The sequence below is a fragment of the Enterobacter sp. ECC-175 genome (assembly GCF_043968675.1).
In the GTDB taxonomy this organism is placed as follows: Bacteria; Pseudomonadota; Gammaproteobacteria; order Enterobacterales; family Enterobacteriaceae; genus Enterobacter.
Genome location: NZ_CP143776.1, coordinates 3,719,347 through 3,735,414 on the forward strand (window position 1 = coordinate 3,719,347; position 16,068 = coordinate 3,735,414).

Annotated in this window: 16 protein-coding genes; 5 read left to right on the forward strand and 11 right to left on the reverse strand. The window is 62.0% G+C overall.

The window, feature by feature from the left end:
• Positions 1 to 84: 84 nt before the first annotated feature.
• From V1599_RS17675 to tctD, 3 genes are all read right to left on the reverse strand, one after another.
• Positions 85 to 624: a YfaZ family outer membrane protein gene (locus tag V1599_RS17675; RefSeq protein WP_112010380.1), complete on the reverse strand. Its 540-nt coding sequence runs from the start codon at positions 622 to 624 to the stop codon at positions 85 to 87.
• A gap of 127 nt (positions 625 to 751) precedes the next feature.
• Entirely contained in the window at positions 752 to 2,161 is a 1,410-nt protein-coding gene (locus V1599_RS17680) for a sensor histidine kinase (protein WP_395300545.1), read from the reverse strand.
• Entirely contained in the window at positions 2,148 to 2,822 is a 675-nt protein-coding gene (gene tctD, locus V1599_RS17685) for a transcriptional regulator TctD (RefSeq protein ID WP_112010378.1), read from the reverse strand. Before tctD ends, V1599_RS17680 begins: the two co-directional genes overlap by 14 nt.
• Positions 2,823 to 2,974: 152 nt before the next feature.
• On the opposite strand from tctD, the gene V1599_RS17690 reads away from it, so the two are divergent.
• From V1599_RS17690 to V1599_RS17700, 3 genes are read left to right on the forward strand one after another with little or no spacing between them, the layout of a single operon-like run.
• Positions 2,975 to 3,955, forward strand: coding sequence for a tripartite tricarboxylate transporter substrate binding protein (locus V1599_RS17690; protein WP_112010377.1), 981 nt, complete (start codon positions 2,975 to 2,977; stop codon positions 3,953 to 3,955).
• Positions 3,956 to 3,966: 11 nt separating this feature from the next.
• Positions 3,967 to 4,398, forward strand: a complete 432-nt coding sequence (locus V1599_RS17695; RefSeq protein ID WP_395300546.1) for a tripartite tricarboxylate transporter TctB family protein — start codon at positions 3,967 to 3,969, stop codon at positions 4,396 to 4,398.
• Positions 4,399 to 4,409: 11 nt separating this feature from the next.
• Complete coding sequence (locus tag V1599_RS17700) at positions 4,410 to 5,924, forward strand: tripartite tricarboxylate transporter permease (protein ID WP_297122107.1); 1,515 nt, start codon at positions 4,410 to 4,412, stop codon at positions 5,922 to 5,924.
• Here the strand turns inward: V1599_RS17700 and menE are convergent, their stop codons facing one another.
• From menE to V1599_RS17740, 8 genes are all read right to left on the reverse strand, one after another.
• A complete protein-coding gene (gene menE / locus V1599_RS17705; RefSeq protein ID WP_395300547.1) occupies positions 5,925 to 7,286 on the reverse strand; it encodes an o-succinylbenzoate--CoA ligase in 1,362 nt (453 codons plus the stop codon). It abuts the gene before it with no gap.
• Positions 7,283 to 8,248: an o-succinylbenzoate synthase gene (gene menC / locus V1599_RS17710; RefSeq protein ID WP_395300548.1), complete on the reverse strand. Its 966-nt coding sequence runs from the start codon at positions 8,246 to 8,248 to the stop codon at positions 7,283 to 7,285. The genes menE and menC overlap by 4 nt, the downstream gene beginning before the upstream one ends.
• Entirely contained in the window at positions 8,248 to 9,105 is an 858-nt protein-coding gene (gene menB / locus V1599_RS17715) for a 1,4-dihydroxy-2-naphthoyl-CoA synthase (protein ID WP_080328564.1), read from the reverse strand. The genes menC and menB overlap by 1 nt, the downstream gene beginning before the upstream one ends.
• Positions 9,102 to 9,872: a 2-succinyl-6-hydroxy-2,4-cyclohexadiene-1-carboxylate synthase gene (gene menH, locus V1599_RS17720; protein ID WP_395300549.1), complete on the reverse strand. Its 771-nt coding sequence runs from the start codon at positions 9,870 to 9,872 to the stop codon at positions 9,102 to 9,104. Before menH ends, menB begins: the two co-directional genes overlap by 4 nt.
• Positions 9,869 to 11,539 (reverse strand): 2-succinyl-5-enolpyruvyl-6-hydroxy-3-cyclohexene-1-carboxylic-acid synthase, encoded by a 1,671-nt coding sequence (gene menD, locus V1599_RS17725; RefSeq protein WP_395300550.1) that lies wholly within the window; start codon positions 11,537 to 11,539, stop codon positions 9,869 to 9,871. Before menD ends, menH begins: the two co-directional genes overlap by 4 nt.
• Positions 11,540 to 11,627: 88 nt before the next feature.
• Positions 11,628 to 12,914 (reverse strand): isochorismate synthase MenF, encoded by a 1,287-nt coding sequence (gene menF, locus V1599_RS17730; RefSeq protein WP_395301590.1) that lies wholly within the window; start codon positions 12,912 to 12,914, stop codon positions 11,628 to 11,630.
• A 104-nt stretch (positions 12,915 to 13,018) separates the two neighbouring features.
• Complete coding sequence (elaB, locus tag V1599_RS17735) at positions 13,019 to 13,324, reverse strand: stress response protein ElaB (RefSeq protein WP_395300551.1); 306 nt, start codon at positions 13,322 to 13,324, stop codon at positions 13,019 to 13,021.
• A gap of 53 nt (positions 13,325 to 13,377) precedes the next feature.
• The gene (locus tag V1599_RS17740) at positions 13,378 to 13,839 is read right to left on the reverse strand and encodes a GNAT family N-acetyltransferase (protein WP_395300552.1); all 462 of its coding nucleotides are present in this window, start codon (positions 13,837 to 13,839) and stop codon (positions 13,378 to 13,380) included.
• 71 nt (positions 13,840 to 13,910) lie between these two features.
• On the opposite strand from V1599_RS17740, the gene rnz reads away from it, so the two are divergent.
• Both rnz and V1599_RS17750 read left to right on the forward strand, forming a co-directional pair.
• On the forward strand, positions 13,911 to 14,828 hold the full coding sequence (gene rnz, locus V1599_RS17745; protein WP_112010367.1) for a ribonuclease Z: 918 nt from the start codon (positions 13,911 to 13,913) through the stop codon (positions 14,826 to 14,828).
• Between the two features lie 64 nt (positions 14,829 to 14,892).
• Positions 14,893 to 15,897 (forward strand): chemotaxis protein, encoded by a 1,005-nt coding sequence (locus tag V1599_RS17750; RefSeq protein WP_112010366.1) that lies wholly within the window; start codon positions 14,893 to 14,895, stop codon positions 15,895 to 15,897.
• The last annotated feature ends 171 nt before the right edge of the window (positions 15,898 to 16,068 follow it).

Below are 16,068 nucleotides of genomic sequence, written 5' to 3' on the forward strand. Positions count from 1 at the left end.
CACTTCTATGGTCAAAACACTATAGCGCAATCGGGGAAAGGGAGAAGCGATAAACTGGCGCGGCAGGCCGCCGCGCCGAAGCGATTAGAAACCGGCGCTCACGCCTACGTACGGGCCGTCGGCCAGCGCGTTGTCGCGGTTGCCGTCTTTACCCGCCAGGTTCAGATAGCGATAGCCCGCTTCGATAGTGATCGGGCGCATGATGGTCCAGCGCGCGCCGGCGTTGGCTTCTTCATAGCTGTCGATACCGCTTGAGAGCGAATCCGGTGAGTAGTAGTACTCGCCGAACAGGCCGAAGCTGTCGCCGATTTTCCACTGCAGGCCGCCGCCCACTGCCGCCGCGTAGCCTTCGTCACCGTTGTTCGGGTTGGTGTAGATGCCTTTCCCGCCCACGGTCGCCAGGAATGGCCCCAGCGGAACGTTCAGGCCCAGGCCGAGGCTTGCCGCGTCGCCGTCGTCATCGTTATGCGTCCAGCCACCGGTCATCGCCAGGCCGGAGGTTTCCGTCCCCAGGCCAAAGCCCAGGTGGGTATATTCTTTCCCCGCCGAGCCGTTAAAGGAAATTGCGTTTGCCGCCGTCGACGCAAACATCAGGCCTAAGCCCGCTAATGCCACTTTTTTCATTGTCGTGATCCCGCACAATTTAAAGAGAAATGTCCCAAAACCGCGAGATTTTAACCTGAGCCGCTAAGGGATCAAGCTCTCCGTGTGCGCCTGACGATTTGATTGTAACGATTTGATTCTGTCGGCCTTATTCCATCCTCAGAAAGCGCAGCTTCACGCACAGGCCACCCAGCGTGTCGCTACGCGAAAGGTGAAGATGGCTACGGTGAAGCCGGGCGATGTCGCTCGCCAGCGCCAGGCCAATGCCCGAGCCGGGCGCGTCGCCCACGTTATCCAGCCGGTGGAACGGCAGCATGGCCTGGTGCATCAGCGCCTCATCAATGCCGGGGCCGCTGTCCTCCACGCGAAGCTCGACGGCATCGCCTTCACGGCGCAGGAAAACCGTTACCACGCCGTTCTCTGGCGTATATTTAATGGCGTTCTCCAGCAGGGTAGCGCAAAGCTCGCCCAGCAGTACGTCATCGCCCTCTATCATCACCGGCTGCTGAACTCCGTCATAGCCCAGGTCAATGCCCTTGCTGCGCGCCTGCGCCACACGGGAAAAGCAGCCGTTCTGCACCACCTGAACCAGGTCAACGGCCGCAAACAGTTTCTCGCCCTGCTCCTTGCGCTTCACCGCGGCAAGCTGCAGCAGGCGCTCGGTTAACAGAATGGTATTATCCAGCGTGACGTTCATCGCCCGCAGGCTCTCCTGCCAAAGCGCGGGGTCGTCGCGCGTCAGGGCGACGGAGACCTGCGTTTTCAGCACCGCCAGAGGGGTTTTCAGCTGGTGAGACGCATCCGCGCTAAAGCGCTCCTGGCGGGATAACACCCCGCGAAGCCTGTCGATGTAGCGGTTAAAGGCCACGATCAGCAGCCGCGTTTCAGACCACGGCAGCAGCTCCGGCAGCGGCGCCAGCAGCCCCGGCTCGCGGCGGACCATCAATGACGAGAGCTGGCGCATCGGGCGCAGCACGCGCCGCAGCAGCCAGGCGGTGAGGATGAGCGTCAGCAGCACCAGCATCCCCTGAGAGACCCACGAAGAGAAGAGCAGCTGGCTGGCGAGGTAGCGCCGTGATTGCAGGGTTTCCGCGACGTAGATTTCCGCCATCCCGACAATATTTCCCTCGTTGACCGGCTGGAGCAGCCGGGCCACCCGAATGGCCTGCCCCCGATACTCGGTATGGTAAAACCACGCCAGCGCCGGATAGAGCGTGGTGCGCGAGGTAGAGGGCGGCATTTTCGGCAGATCGTCAAAGCCTGAAATCACCCGCCCTTCCGGGTCCACCACCTTGTAGTACAGCCGATCGTTCATGTTTAGCTCAAAGCTGTCGAGCACCACCCAGGGCACGTTCACCTCAAGCCTGCCGTTGTGAACCACCAGCCGCTCCGACACCGTTCGCGCCGACGAGAGCAGCGTACGATCGTAGGCCTGCGTTGCCGCCTGCAGCGCGCTGACGTAGCTGTTAAACGTCGATAATCCCCAGAGCAGGAGCAGCGGCAGCCCCAGAAAGAGGAGCAGCTGCATATAGAGCGACTGCGGCTTAGCCCACCTCATCGCCGCACTCCAGCACGTAGCCCAGGCCGCGCAGCGTGGTAATGCGCACCCCGCTGGCGCTCAGCTTTTTGCGCAGGCGGTGAATATAGAGATCGATGCTCTCCGGGCTGACGTCATCGTTGAGGCTAAACACCTGGTCGAACAATTGCTGTCGGGAGACGGGGCGGGTCCGGCGGTGCATCAGCACCTTAAGCAGCGACAGCTCGCGCGGCGTCAGGGAGAGCGGCTCGTCGCGCAGCAGGAAAAAGCCTTCATCATCGTATTCCAGCTCCCCCAGACGCTGACGCTCCTGGGTCCGCCCTTCGCTTCGACGCAGCAGCGCGCGCAGGCGGGCGTCCAGCTCCTCCAGCTCAAACGGCTTGGGCAGATAGTCATCCGCTCCGGCATTGAGCCCTTTGACCCTGTCCGCCACGTTGCTGCGGGCAGTGAGAAACAGCACGGGCAGCGTTTGCCCCCGCTTTCGCAGGCGCTGCACCACTTCCAGCCCGTCAAAGCCGGGCATGCCGATATCCAGAATCGCGACCGCGTAGTCCTCACCCTGCAGCAGGTGATCGGCCGCCCGCCCGTCGCCCACGCAGTCCACGGCAAAGCCGCCCTGCACCAGCGCTTTCTCCAGCCAGTGCGCCAGCTCACGATTATCTTCCGCCAGTAAGAGACGCATATCACATCCTGTAAAGTTGGTGTCGTATTGAAAGGGAAATGAAAGGTTATTGTTTTAACAATCACGCAACGGAACCGCTACACGGTGGTTCACATAATCAGAAAAAAGACACCCGTACCCGTACTCCCGGTTCTCCGGCGTGAGGATAAACGATGAAAAAACAATTACTTTCTACCCTTGCTGCAAGCGTATTGATGTTGAGTGCCTCTGCTGTCCAGGCGCAGGACGCGCCCTCCCGCACCGAATGTATCGCCCCCGCCAAGCCCGGCGGTGGTTTCGATCTCACCTGCAAATTGATTCAGGTTAGCCTGCTTGAAACCGGCGCTATCGAAAAACCGATGCGCGTGACCTACATGCCCGGCGGCGTGGGGGCGGTTGCCTATAACGCCATCGTGGCGCAGCGTCCTGCGGAAGCGGGCACGGTGGTCGCCTTTTCCGGCGGCTCGCTGCTAAACCTCTCGCAGGGCAAGTTTGGCCGCTACGGCGTGGACGACGTGCGCTGGCTGGCCACCGTCGGCACAGACTACGGCATGATCGCCGTGCGCGCGGACTCCCCGTGGAAATCCCTGAAGGACCTGCTCAGCGCGATGGAAAAAGATCCGAACAGCGTGGTGATTGGCGCGGGCGCCTCCATTGGCAGCCAGGACTGGATGAAGGCGGCGCTGCTGGCGCAGCAGGCGAAGGTTGATCCGCACAAGATGCGCTACGTGGCGTTTGAGGGCGGCGGCGAGCCGGTGACGGCCCTAATGGGCAACCACGTTCAGGCTGTCTCCGGCGATCTCAGCGAGATGGTGCCGTATCTAAGCGGGGATAAAATTCGCGTGCTGGCCGTCTTTGCCGAAGAGCGCCTGCCGGGCGCGCTGGCGAACGTTCCCACCGCCAAAGAGCAGGGCTATAACCTGGTCTGGCCGATTATTCGCGGCTTCTTCGTCGGGCCGAAGGTGACCGACGCGGAATACCAGTGGTGGGTGGACGAATTTACCAAACTTCAGCAGACCGAGAGCTTCAAAAAGCAGCGCGATCTGCGCGGGCTATTTGAGTTCAACCTGAACGGCAAGCCGCTGGACGAGTACGTCAAAAAACAGGTGAATGACTACCGCGAACAGGCGAAAGCCTTTGGTCTGGCGAAATAGGCGGAGGCGCTATGAGCGATCGCATTTTTGCCGGGATCTGGCTTTTGCTGTGCGTGGGCGGGCTGTTCATCGCCTGGCAAATCCACAGCGAATACAGCTATGAACCCGTGGGGCCACGCCCCTTCCCGATGGGCATTGTCGGCCTGATGCTGCTCTGTTCGGTGGCGCTGCTGTTGCGCCATCCGGATACCTTGGAGTGGCCGCCACGCCGCACGCTGCAACGTCTGCTGGTGATGGTAATTATCCTGCTGATGTACGCCTGGGGCTTTGAGTGGCTCGGCTTCCCGATTGCCACCGCCATCCTGACGATGGTGATTGGTTTGCTTTTTAACGCCTCGCTGCCTGCGGCGGGGATCTCCGGGGTCGTACTGGGCATTTTGCTCTGGTACGCCTTCGACCGCCTGCTGGACGTGACCCTGCCGCTCGGCGCATGGTTTAACTAACGGAGCACGCTATGGATACCTGGATCTATCTCTCTCAGGGGTTCGCGGTAGCGATGACCCCGGAAAACCTGGTCATCGCCCTGATCGGCTGCTTCGTCGGCACGATCGTCGGCCTGCTGCCCGGCCTCGGGCCCATCAACGGCGTGGCGATTTTGCTCCCGCTGGCGTTCGCCCTGCACCTGCCCGCAGAGTCCGCGCTGATCCTGCTGGCAACGGTCTATATCGGCTGCGAGTACGGCGGGCGCATCTCGTCGATTCTGCTCAACGTGCCCGGCGATGCCGCCGCCATCATGACCGCGCTGGACGGCTACCCGATGGCGCAGCAGGGGCGCGGCGGCGTGGCGCTCTCGATTTCCGCCGTCAGCTCGTTCTTCGGTTCGATGATTGCGATCGGCGGCATCATTCTGTTTGCTCCCGCGCTGGCCGAGTGGTCGCTGGCGTTTGGTCCGGCGGAATATTTTGCACTGATGGTATTCGCCATTGCCTGCCTCGGCAGCATGATGGCGCAGAATCCGCTGAAGTCGTTTTTATCCGCGCTGATTGGCTTAGGTTTAGCCACCGTCGGCGTGGATGCCAACACCGGGGTTTATCGTTTTACCTTCGACAGCGTTCACCTCTCCGACGGCGTGCAGTTTATCGTCGTGGTGATTGGCCTGTTCTCTGTTTCGGAAATCTTACTGATGCTGGAACATACCAGCAGCGGGCAGACGCTGGTCCGTAAGACCGGACGAATGCTCTTTAATGCCAAAGAGGGGGCGCAGTGCGTGGGCGCCACCTTACGCTCGTCGGTCATCGGTTTCTTCGTCGGCGTGCTGCCCGGCGCGGGGGCGACCATCGCCAGCGCCATCACCTACATGACAGAGAAAAAGCTGAGCGGCAACAGCGATAGCTTCGGAAAAGGCGATATTCGCGGCGTCGCTGCGCCAGAGGCGGCCAATAACGCCTCGGCCTGCGGCTCGTTTATTCCGATGCTGACGCTGGGCGTGCCGGGCTCCGGCACCACGGCGGTGATGATGGGCGCGCTCACGCTCTACAACATCACGCCGGGGCCAGCGATGTTCACCGAACAGCCGGACATCGTCTGGGGCCTGATCGCCGCGCTGCTGATTGCCAACGTGATGCTGCTGGTGATGAACATCCCGCTGATTGGGCTGTTTACCCGCATGCTGACCATTCCGCTGTGGTTCCTGGTACCCGCGATTGCGGCGGTCTCGGCGGTGGGGGTGTATGCGGTTCACAGCACCACCTTCGACCTGGTGCTGATGGTGCTGCTTGGCGTGCTGGGCTATATCCTGCGCAAGATGCACTTCCCGATGTCGCCGCTGATTTTAGGGTTCGTGCTGGGGGAAATGCTTGAACAGAACCTGCGCCGCGCGCTCTCAATCAGCAACGGCAATATGTCGATTCTGTGGGAGAGCAGCGTGACCAAGGTGCTGCTGGGGATGGCCATCGTGGTGATCGTGGTGCCGCCGGTGCTGCGCCTGCTGCGTCGCCGCCAGCGCAGGGCGCAGCCCGATATCGGCTAACTAGCCTTTTAGCTGCGCATTAACCCACTGCCTTAACGCCTGGCGGGAGATTTTAATCCCGCCCGTTTTCAATTCCGGGGGCAGCACCAGCCAGCGCACCGGCTGCTGAAAGCGCGCCAGCTTATCGCTAACCCACTCCGGCAGGCGCGCAACGTCCGCTCCCGGCTCGCACTCCACCACCGCCACCGGGCGTTGACCAAATTCGGCATCGTCCAGCGGAACGATAAAGACCTGGCTTATCTGCGGGTGCGTGGCAATCACGCGCTCCAGCGCTTCGGGCTGAATGCCCTCTCCACCGCTGAAAAAGAGGTTATCCATTCGCCCAAGAACGGTCAGGCGGCCGCCGTGAAGCTCGCCGCGGTCGCGGGTGGCAAACCAGCCTTCGTCATTCACCAGCGGCAGCAGCGCGCCGTCTCGCCAGTAGCCCGCCGCCATGCTTTTCGCCTTCAGCCAGATTTCCCCCCCTACAATCTGCACCTCTCTGCCCGGCAGCGCGGGGCCGACGTCGGCTTCACCGTCCGCCTCCTTGGCGCAAACCGTTGAGGCAAATTCGGTCAGGCCGTAGCCGCAGAACGTGCGAACGCCCTGCTCCCGCGCCCTGAGGGTCAGCTCAACGGGAATGGCCGCGCCGCCGAGCAGCACCGCCCGGAGCGCGAGCGGGCACTGTGCGTTCAGCAGACGCCACAGCTGCGTCGGCACCAGCGACGCGTGCGTGCAGCCACGCAGCGCCTGCTCCAGCGGCTGCTTCTCGCGCACGGTTAAGCGCGCGCCCGCCTCTAGCCAGCGCCACAAAATGCCCTGGCCGGAGACGTGAAACAGCGGCAGCGACAGCAGCCAGTCGTCATCTGGGCCGTACGGCATCAGCGCCAGCACGCCCCGTGCGCTGGCGAGATGGGCAGCACAGGTGTGCACCGCCGCCTTGGGCAGGCCGGTAGAGCCGGAGGTCAGGGTCATGGAGGCAAGGCGATCCGGGCTCCACTCCGCGGCGTGCGCGCCAGCGGTCGCGCTCAGCTTCAGCGCCGGAAGCGCGTCATAGCCGCCGTCCAGCACCAGCGCATGCCGCAGCGTCATCTGCGGGAGCAGCACGTCCAGCAGCGGGCGCGGAAGCTGGGGATTCACCGGAAGAATGCGCGCCCCGCACTGGAGCAACGCCAGCCACGCCAGCAGCGCGCGCGGATGGTTGTGGGCGAGCAGCATCACGCCGTCGCCCTCCCCCACGCCCTGCTGGTGAAAGCCGCAGGCAAGTCCGTCAATCTTCTCGCAAAGCTGCCGCCAGGTGAGCGTATCATCGCCTAGCCGCAGCGCGGGTTTCTCCGCGTCACGCGCGCGCCAGTGCCGCCAGGGCCAGTCGGTAAAGCTCATAGCAGCGGCTCCAGCGCCTCAACGTTCAGGCAGGGGAGCGTGCTTTCCGGCCACCGGCGAACCAGCTGCGCCTGCATCAGGCTGAGCGTGTCGAGGCCCGGCACGGTATCCGGCGTGAGCCACGCGGCGACGCGCGCCAGCTGCGTGAGCCCGAGGCTGGATTCGATGGACGAGCTGATCACCGCCGTCAGCCCCAGCGCGTGCGCGGCGGCAACCTGCTCGCGCACCGTTTCCAGGCTGCCGGTGAGGGTCGGCTTGATGACCACCGCGCTCACGCCCGGCTCGGCGACAAACTCAAAGTCGGCCTCGCGCAGGCTCTCATCCCAGGCAATCGCGATCCCCGTTTCGCGGGCAAAGGCGCGGGAGTCATCGCGCGTTTTGCAAGGCTCTTCGAGAAACGCGATGCGGCTGCGGTACGCGGGATTGACGTATTTCGCGAACTGCTGCGCCTTGAGCGGCGTCCAGGCGCGGTTCGCGTCCAGGCGCAGGCGCAGATCCGGGATGGCTTCGAGCAGCAGGTTGGCCACCATGCCGTCGCGAACGGCTTCGTAGAGGCCGACCTTGATTTTCGCCACCTTTTCGCCGGGCATGGCGGAAAGCTGCGCAAACAGCTCGTCCGGATCGCCCGTGCAGAGCGGCGCGGCGCGATAGTTTGCCGCGTCCGGCAGCGTACCGTTCAGCTCCGCCAGCGCGCAGCTGATGCCAAACGCGACGGAAGGCATCTCAGGCAACGACGGGCTTTCGCCGCTGCGCCATGCCTGAACCCAGGCCGTCAACGCGGCCTGCGCATCTTCCAGCGACTCCAGGCTGAAGCCCGGAAGGGGCGAAACCTCGCCCCAGCCTTCCCGCTCGCCCACCTGAAGATGAACGAAGCATCCGTCACGGGTTTTTAACCGCCGATCGCGCAGCACCACGCCCGCGTCCATCGGTATCTGCCAGCGGTAAACCTGCGCGCGACGCATTACGGGTTACGCTTGTATTTGCTGAAGTCCGGCTGGCGCTTTTCGTTAAACGCGTTGCGTCCTTCCTGACCCTCTTCGGTCATGTAAAACAGCATGGTGGCGTTGCCCGCCAGCTCCTGCAGGCCCGCCTGGCCATCGCAGTCGGCGTTCAGGGCCGCCTTCAGGCAGCGCAGCGCCATTGGGCTGTTTTGCAGCATTTCGCGGCACCAGCGCACGGTCTCTTTTTCGAGATCGGCAATCGGCACCACGGTATTCACCAGGCCCATATCCAGCGCTTCCTGGGCGTTGTACTGGCGGCACAGGAACCAGATTTCGCGGGCTTTTTTCTGCCCCACGATGCGCGCCATGTACGAAGCGCCCCAGCCGCCGTCGAAGGAGCCGACTTTCGGACCGGTCTGGCCGAAGATGGCGTTTTCCGCCGCGATGGTCAGGTCGCACATCATGTGCAGCACGTGGCCACCGCCGATGGAGTAGCCTGCCACCATCGCCACAACCGGTTTTGGACAGGTGCGGATCTGGCGCTGGAAGTCGAGCACGTTCAGGTGATGCGTACCGGCATCGTCCTGGTATCCGCCGTAGTCGCCGCGCACCTTCTGGTCACCGCCGGAGCAGAACGCTTTATCCCCTTCACCGGTCAGCACGATGACGCCGATATTGTCGTCATAGCGCGCGTCGGCCAGCGCCTGAATCATCTCTTTCACGGTCAGCGGACGGAACGCGTTGCGCACCTGCGGGCGGTTAATGGTGATTTTGGCAATGCCGTCGGCAGATTTGTGATAGCGAATATCGGTGTAGCCTTCGGAGCAGTCTTGCCATTCAACCGGGGCGTACAGCATGTGTTCATCAGGATAGATCATAGAGTGTCCTTTATTCGAAGACGCAGTATCTGAGCCAGACAGGACGCGACCGCATCGGGGTTTTCCCGATGGGCGTTGTGTCCGGCATGAGGAATAACATGGCGAGTGGCGTTCAGTTCGGCGGCGATTGCCGCAAACTTTTCGTCACGCTCGCCATACATATAATCGAAATTTCGCCCCCGAAGCGCGGGGCGTAAATCAGGCTGAGCGCCGAGCGACGTCGCCTCCAGCATGTCGGCCAGATTCGCGCCGCTATTTACGCTGCGCAGGGCAATCAGCTCCCGGCGCTGGGCCTCGTTGAGCGAGGCGAAAACCGGCTGCCGGTACCAGTCGGCAAAAACGTCAGCCAGCGGTTCGGTGCGAAAGCGCGACGCCCAGCGGCGATCGGAGGCCAGGCGCGCCTGACGCGAAGCGTCATCCAGAAGTCCGGGATGACCGCCTTCAACCACGATGCCGCACAGCCCTTTTGGGCTCTGGCAGGCGTGTAACATCGCCATGCGGCCGCCGAGGGAGTACCCCACCAGCCAGTAGTTAAGTATGTTGTAACTAAGCAGCGTTCTGGCAAGCAGATCGCTGACCTCCTGGAACCCGCTTACGCGAATTTCAGCGGACGCGCCGTGTCCGGGCAGATCGAGATACAGCCGGGGATAATCGCTCAGCGAGGCGCCGACCGTCTGCCATTCGCGGCAGTCGCCGGAAAAGCCGTGCAGAAAAACCAGCCAGGGATAATCCGGCTTTCCGGCCTGCTGCACGCCCGCGAGGATCACAGGTGGCTCACCTGCGCCAGCAGGTTTTGCAGGGTCTGCGCGCCGTCGGCCTCGTTCACCACCAGCTCAATCAGGGTGGCGCCAGGCTGACGCCACGCGCTGGCCATGGCGGCGTCCAGTTCGTCCCAGCTTTCCGGGCGGTGATACTTCAGGCTAAACATGGCCGCCGCGTGCTCGAACTGCACGTTTTGCGGCATCAGGTAGAAACGCTCGCGCTCGCTTTGCGGCGTCGGCAGCAGGGAGAAAATCTGCCCGCCGTTGTTATTCACCACGATCAGCACAAACGGCGCCGAGACCTGACGCAGCAGCGCCAGCGCGTTAAGGTCATACAGCGCGGAGAGGTCGCCCACGATTGCCAGCGTCGATTTCGCGCTGGCGCGCTGAACGCCCGCAGCGGTAGAAATGAGCCCGTCAATGCCGCTCGCGCCGCGGTTGCTGTACACCGGATATCCGGCAGGCAGCTTCGAGAAGGCGTCAATCAGGCGAACCACCAGGCTGTTGCCAACGAACAGCTGTCCCTGCTCCGGCAGATAGCGACGAATGCGGTGCGCCAGCTCGGCCTCGCCAAACCCGTCGCAGTGCGCTTTGGTCAGTTCCCACGCCTGGCGCGAAAGTTCAGGCACGTCAACCGCCCACGGGCTGCGTTTTTCAGCCGGATGCAGCTCAAGCCAGCTCTCGATGTCACTGACCAGGCGGCGACCGCGATGGTGCGCCGGGTCGAGCCGCCCTTCCAGCGGATCGACCAGCCAGTACTCTTCCGGCGCGCAGGTCGCCTGCCACTGAAGCAGACGCTTGCCGGTGAGGCTTGAGCCAAGCTGGACCACAATCTGCGCCTGCGCAAGTTCCGTTACCGCCTTCGCGTTACCCAGCCAGAGGTCGGCGCAGGGCAGCGGTTGTCCGGTCTGCGACAGCACGTCGCCAATCAGCGGCCAGCCCAGCGTTTTCGCCCACTCCGCGGCCAGCCTGCCTTCCGCCGCGCTCATCCGCCCGGCAACCACCACGCCGCGCTTTTGACGCCAGAAGAACCAGTCGCGCTGCTTCGCGCTTTCAAGATGCGTGTGTTCGCGCAGCCACGGCTTTTCGCTTTGCCACCATTCGCCGAGGGCGTTCTGCCACTCCAGCCCGGTGTCGTCCATCTCGCCATACAGCGGCTCGGCAAACGGGCAGTTAACGTGTAGCGCGCCGCTGCGCAGCGAGCCCATGGCGTGATCGAGCGTCGAGACAAGCCAGCTTGCGGGAATATCCTGCGTCGGGCGCGGGAGTGAAACGGTCCGTGAAGGATGCGTCGCAAAGATACCCGGCTGGCGAATCGCCTGGTTGGCGCCGCAGTCAATCAGTTCGGGCGGGCGATCGGCCGTCAGCAGGATCAGCTTTTCACCGGTTAATCCGGCTTCAATGATCGCGGGATACAGGTTCGCTACCGCCGTGCCGGAGGTGACAATCACCGCCACCGGCGCGTTGCTGACTTTTGCCAGCCCAAGGGCCAGATGCCCAAGCCCGCGCTCGTCAAAATGGGTGTGGTGAATAAATGCCTTGTTCTCCGCCGCCGCCAGGGTGAGTGGCGTGGAGCGAGAGCCCGGCGCAATGCACACGTGCCTGACGCCATGGCGGGTCAGGGCTTCAAGGATCACCGTCGCCCAGCGTCGGTTAAATGAACTTACTGACATGAGATTGTCCAGTATCAAGAATACGACACAGTATAAATAATAGAAAAAATGGGTATTTTGATATGAATCGGGAATGCGCGATTCAGTATTAATCCCTAAGGAGCAAAGAGCGCAAGCCGGCGGCTTTGTTTTCAATCTCCTGCCACTCCTGCTCGGGGTCAGAACCTCTCACGATCCCCGCTCCCGCATACAGGCGCAGCGCCGCGTCGCGCACGCGCGCCGAGCGCAGGGCCACGCAGAACTCGCTTTGTTCGCGCGACAGGTACCCGGCAGATCCGGCGTACCACTCCCGATCGAACGGTTCGTTACGCTGGATAAATTCGCGCGCGGGCTGACGCGGCAGGCCCGCTACCGCTGCGGTCGGCTGCAGCAAATTCAGGCACAGCTCGTCGTCGGGCTGCTTAAGCTCGGTCCAGATGCAGCGGCGTAAATGCTGCACCTTGCGCAGGCGCACGACCTGCGCGGGGAGCACCTCCAGCGTCCGGGCGTGATGCTGCAGGCGCTGGCAGATATCCTCGACCACCAGCATGTTTTCCCGCTGGTTTTTATCATCGTTCATCAGCCACTCGCCGAGGCGCTGGGCCTGGCTATCGTCGCTGTGGCTGGCAACCGTGCCCGCCAGGGCTTCGGTGCGCAGCAGCATGCCGCGCCTGCGCCACAGGCGTTCCGGGGTTGAGCCCAGGAACGCATTTTCGGCGTCAAACATCATGCAGAAATGATAGCAGTTGAGGTTCAGCGCGCGGCTGGCCGCCATCAGCGAGGCGGCATTCACCGGCTGATTAAAGTACAGGTCGGTAGCGCGGGCCAGCACGACCTTTTCAAAATTGCCCTGGGCAATCGCGTCCGTGGCGCGGCGTATCAGGTCCAGCCATTCGGCGCGCTGCGGAAGATGCGTTTCGCGCTGCACCTGAACCAACAGGGGACGAACGGGTTTTGCCTCGCCAAGCTGCGCAAGAAATGCCAGCGCGCTTTGCGCGTCTTCCTGGAGAGAGGTTTCGCTCCACAGCTGCAGACGAAGGGTAGCGACGCCAGCCGTGCGCTGCCACAGCAGGCGCGGCAGAAAGAGGTTGCCCTGCTCAGGGCTGAACGCGTTAAGCCCGCAGATGCGGGTGCTGTCGGGCGCGTCGTGGGAGTGCAAAAAGCGGGAGGCGTCGGCCAGCGAGCTGAAGTGCGCGACGGCACCGAGCCCGGCAAGTTCTTCATCACCGTTGCGCTGCTGCCAGTAAAACTGCGGGTAGCAGACCTGTGAGCCGAGCCAGGCCAGCGGGTCGAAGGCGTCGTTTAACGGGAAAGAGACATCGACATGATGCAAACCGGGTAAAGCGGGCAACGCTTGCGCAAGCTGGGTGCGCAACCGTTCCAGCGCGATGGACATCGAAAGCACGCGAACCTCTCCCTGTTAAAACGTCACATTATACGGGGTACTGACAATAAAAAGCAGTACCCACGTATAGGGAGTGGTTACCGTTACGCCATCGCCTAGCGGCGGGCCAGCAGTAACCCAAGCACCAGGCCCACGGCCGCACCGGCGCCAATGCCCTGCCACGGTTTTTCATGCACGTAGTCATCGGCGCGATAAACCGCTTTTTTGGCGCGATAGTAGTAATTATCAGACGCGTGGCTGACGCGGTTTTTCACCTCGTGCAGCGCATTTCCGGCACGCGCTTTCAGCTCAATGTATTTTTGGTCGGCAGGATCGCCGGAGGAACGCAGTACCTCTTCCAGCGTTTCGCTTAGCAGCGCCAGGTCGTCATCGATGCGGGTATCCCATGATTGAAATGACATATTTTTCTCCATGATTGTTTACCAGTTCGCTAACTATAGACAACGACAGCGGATTACGCCTGCTTCGCTTCCCGCGCCATCCCCACGTGTGGAATACCGTCTTCGTCGTAAACGTCCGTCACCGGGCTAAACCCAAAGTGGGCATAGAACGCCTGCAGATGGGCCTGCGCGCCGAGGTATAACGCCTTGTCCGGCCACTGTTTTTCACAGGCTGCCAGCGTTTTCTCCATCAGCTGATAGCCCAGCTTTTCGCCGCGCGCTTTACCGCTGATAATCACGCGGCCGATGACCACGGGCTCGACGTCGCTGTCGCTTTTCAGAATCCTCGCATACGCCACCAGCTCGCCCTCTTTCCAGCCGAGGATATGGCGGTTCTCACCGACCAAATCGTCACCGTCGATGTCCTGATACGGGCAGGTTTGTTCAACAACAAACACTTCGCAGCGCAGCTTGAGGAGCGCGTAAAGGGACGGTACGGTCAGCTCGCTATGGTGTAAATTTTGCCACTCGATCATGTCGGTCTCCTTCCTGGGGTTCACCACGTTATACTAAACACCTTCCCATTCGGCAAAGGGCTGATTGCATTATGGAACTGATTTTTCTGGGGACGTCCGCCGGCGTGCCAACCCGCTCGCGCAACGTGACCGCCATCCTGCTGGATTTACAGCATCCGACGCGGGCGGGGCTGTGGCTATTCGACTGCGGCGAGGGCACGCAGCACCAGCTGCTGCGTACCGCCTGGCATCCCGGCAAGCTGGATAACATTTTTATTACCCATCTGCACGGCGATCACCTGTTCGGCCTGCCGGGCCTGCTGTGCAGCCGCTCGATGGCGGGGATTGCGCATCCGCTAACGATCTACGGCCCCACGGGCATCGCTGAATTTGTCGAAACCACGCTACGCCTTAGCGGCTCGTGGACCGACTACCCGCTCGAGGTGGTGGAGATTGGCGAAGGCCTGGTTTTTGAGGACGAGTGCTACCGGGTGACCGCCCGACGGCTCAATCATCCCGTTGAGTGCTACGGCTACCGTATCGAAGAGCATGACCGACCCGGCGCGCTCGACGCCGCTGCGCTTATCGCCGACGGCGTCAGGCCGGGGCCGCTGTTCCAGCGCCTCAAGCAGGGCGAGACCGTGACGCTGGAGGACGGGCGCGTCGTCAACGGGCGGGACTACCTTTCCCCACCGCAGGCGGGTAAAAAGCTGGCTATTTTTGGCGATACCGCCCCCTGCCCTTCGGCCCTTCTGCTTGCGCAGGGCGTGGACGTAGCGGTGCATGAAGCCACGCTCGAAGCGGCAATGGAGGAGAAGGCCAACGGCCGCGGACACAGCTCAACCCGTCAGGCCGCCCAGCTGGCGCGCGACGCGGGCGTGGGAAAATTAATCGTGACTCACGTGAGCTCGCGCTACGACGCGCGGGGCGGTGAAAGCCTGCTGGCGGAGTGCCGGGCGGTGTTCGACAACTGCATGCTGGCTGACGATTTTACCCAGGTCAGCGTTTAGCCCTTCATTTTTCCCCCGGAATGCCGATAACGATTAAAAGGGCAGCATTTCACTTGAGGGTAGAATGGATAATTTCCAGAAAGATATTGATGACAGGGCGAATCTAACCCTGTCCAACCGTTTTGAGCTGTTGCTGTTCCGTCTCGGCACCTCGTTGAACGAAAACAAATCCGAGCTGTTCGGCATTAACGTGTTTAAGCTGCGCGAGATCGTGCCGATGCCGGAGTTCACGAAGCCTGCGGGCATGAAGTCTCCGCTGATGGGCATGGTGAACATACGCGATCAGGTGATCCCGGTGATTGACCTGGCGGCGGTCGCGGGCTGCAAGCCGACAACCGGCCTGAACATTCTGCTGATCACCGAATATGCGCGCAGCGTGCAGGCGTTCGCCGTGGAGTCCGTTGAGAACATTATGCGTCTCGACTGGAAGCAGGTTCACGCGGCTGAAACGGCGGTCAGCGGACGTTACATCACCAGCATCGCCTGTCTGGACGAAAAGACCGATACCAACGATCTGGCGATGGTGCTGGACGTTGAGCAGATCCTGTATGACATCACCCCGGCGAACCACGATCTGCACGCCACGAATCTGCAAACGACTAAATTCAGCATCAAGCCGGGCGCTGTCGCCATCGTGGCGGAGGATTCCAAAGTCGCGCGCTCAATGCTGGAGAAAGGCCTGGAGGCGATGTCCATTCCGGCGCAGCTGCACATTACCGGCAAAGACGCGTGGGAAAAGATTGGCGTTCTGGCCGCACAGGCGCAGGCGGAAGGCGTGCCGATTACCGACAAAATCGCGCTGGTGCTGACCGATCTCGAAATGCCGGAGATGGACGGTTTTACGCTGACGCGCAAGATTAAGTCTGACCCGGTGCTGAAGGATATTCCGGTGGTGATCCACTCTTCGCTTTCGGGCAACGCCAACGAAGACCATATTCGCAAGGTGAAGGCCGACGGCTACGTGGCGAAGTTTGAGCTGAACGAGCTGTCGTCGGTGATTGGAGAGGTGCTGGATCGCTCGATGAAGAAGATTGACGGGCCGCTGATCAGTCGTAAGCAGCTGGCTTAGGATTGTGCGGGCTGATGCCCTCACCCCGGCCCTCTCCCACGGGGAGAGGGAGAAAACCATAAAAAAAACCCGCCTCGGCGGGTTTTTCGTTCAGTGCGGGCTGATGCCCTCACCCCGGCCCTCTCCCACGGGGAGAGGGAGAAAACCATAAAAAAACCCGCCGAGGCGGGT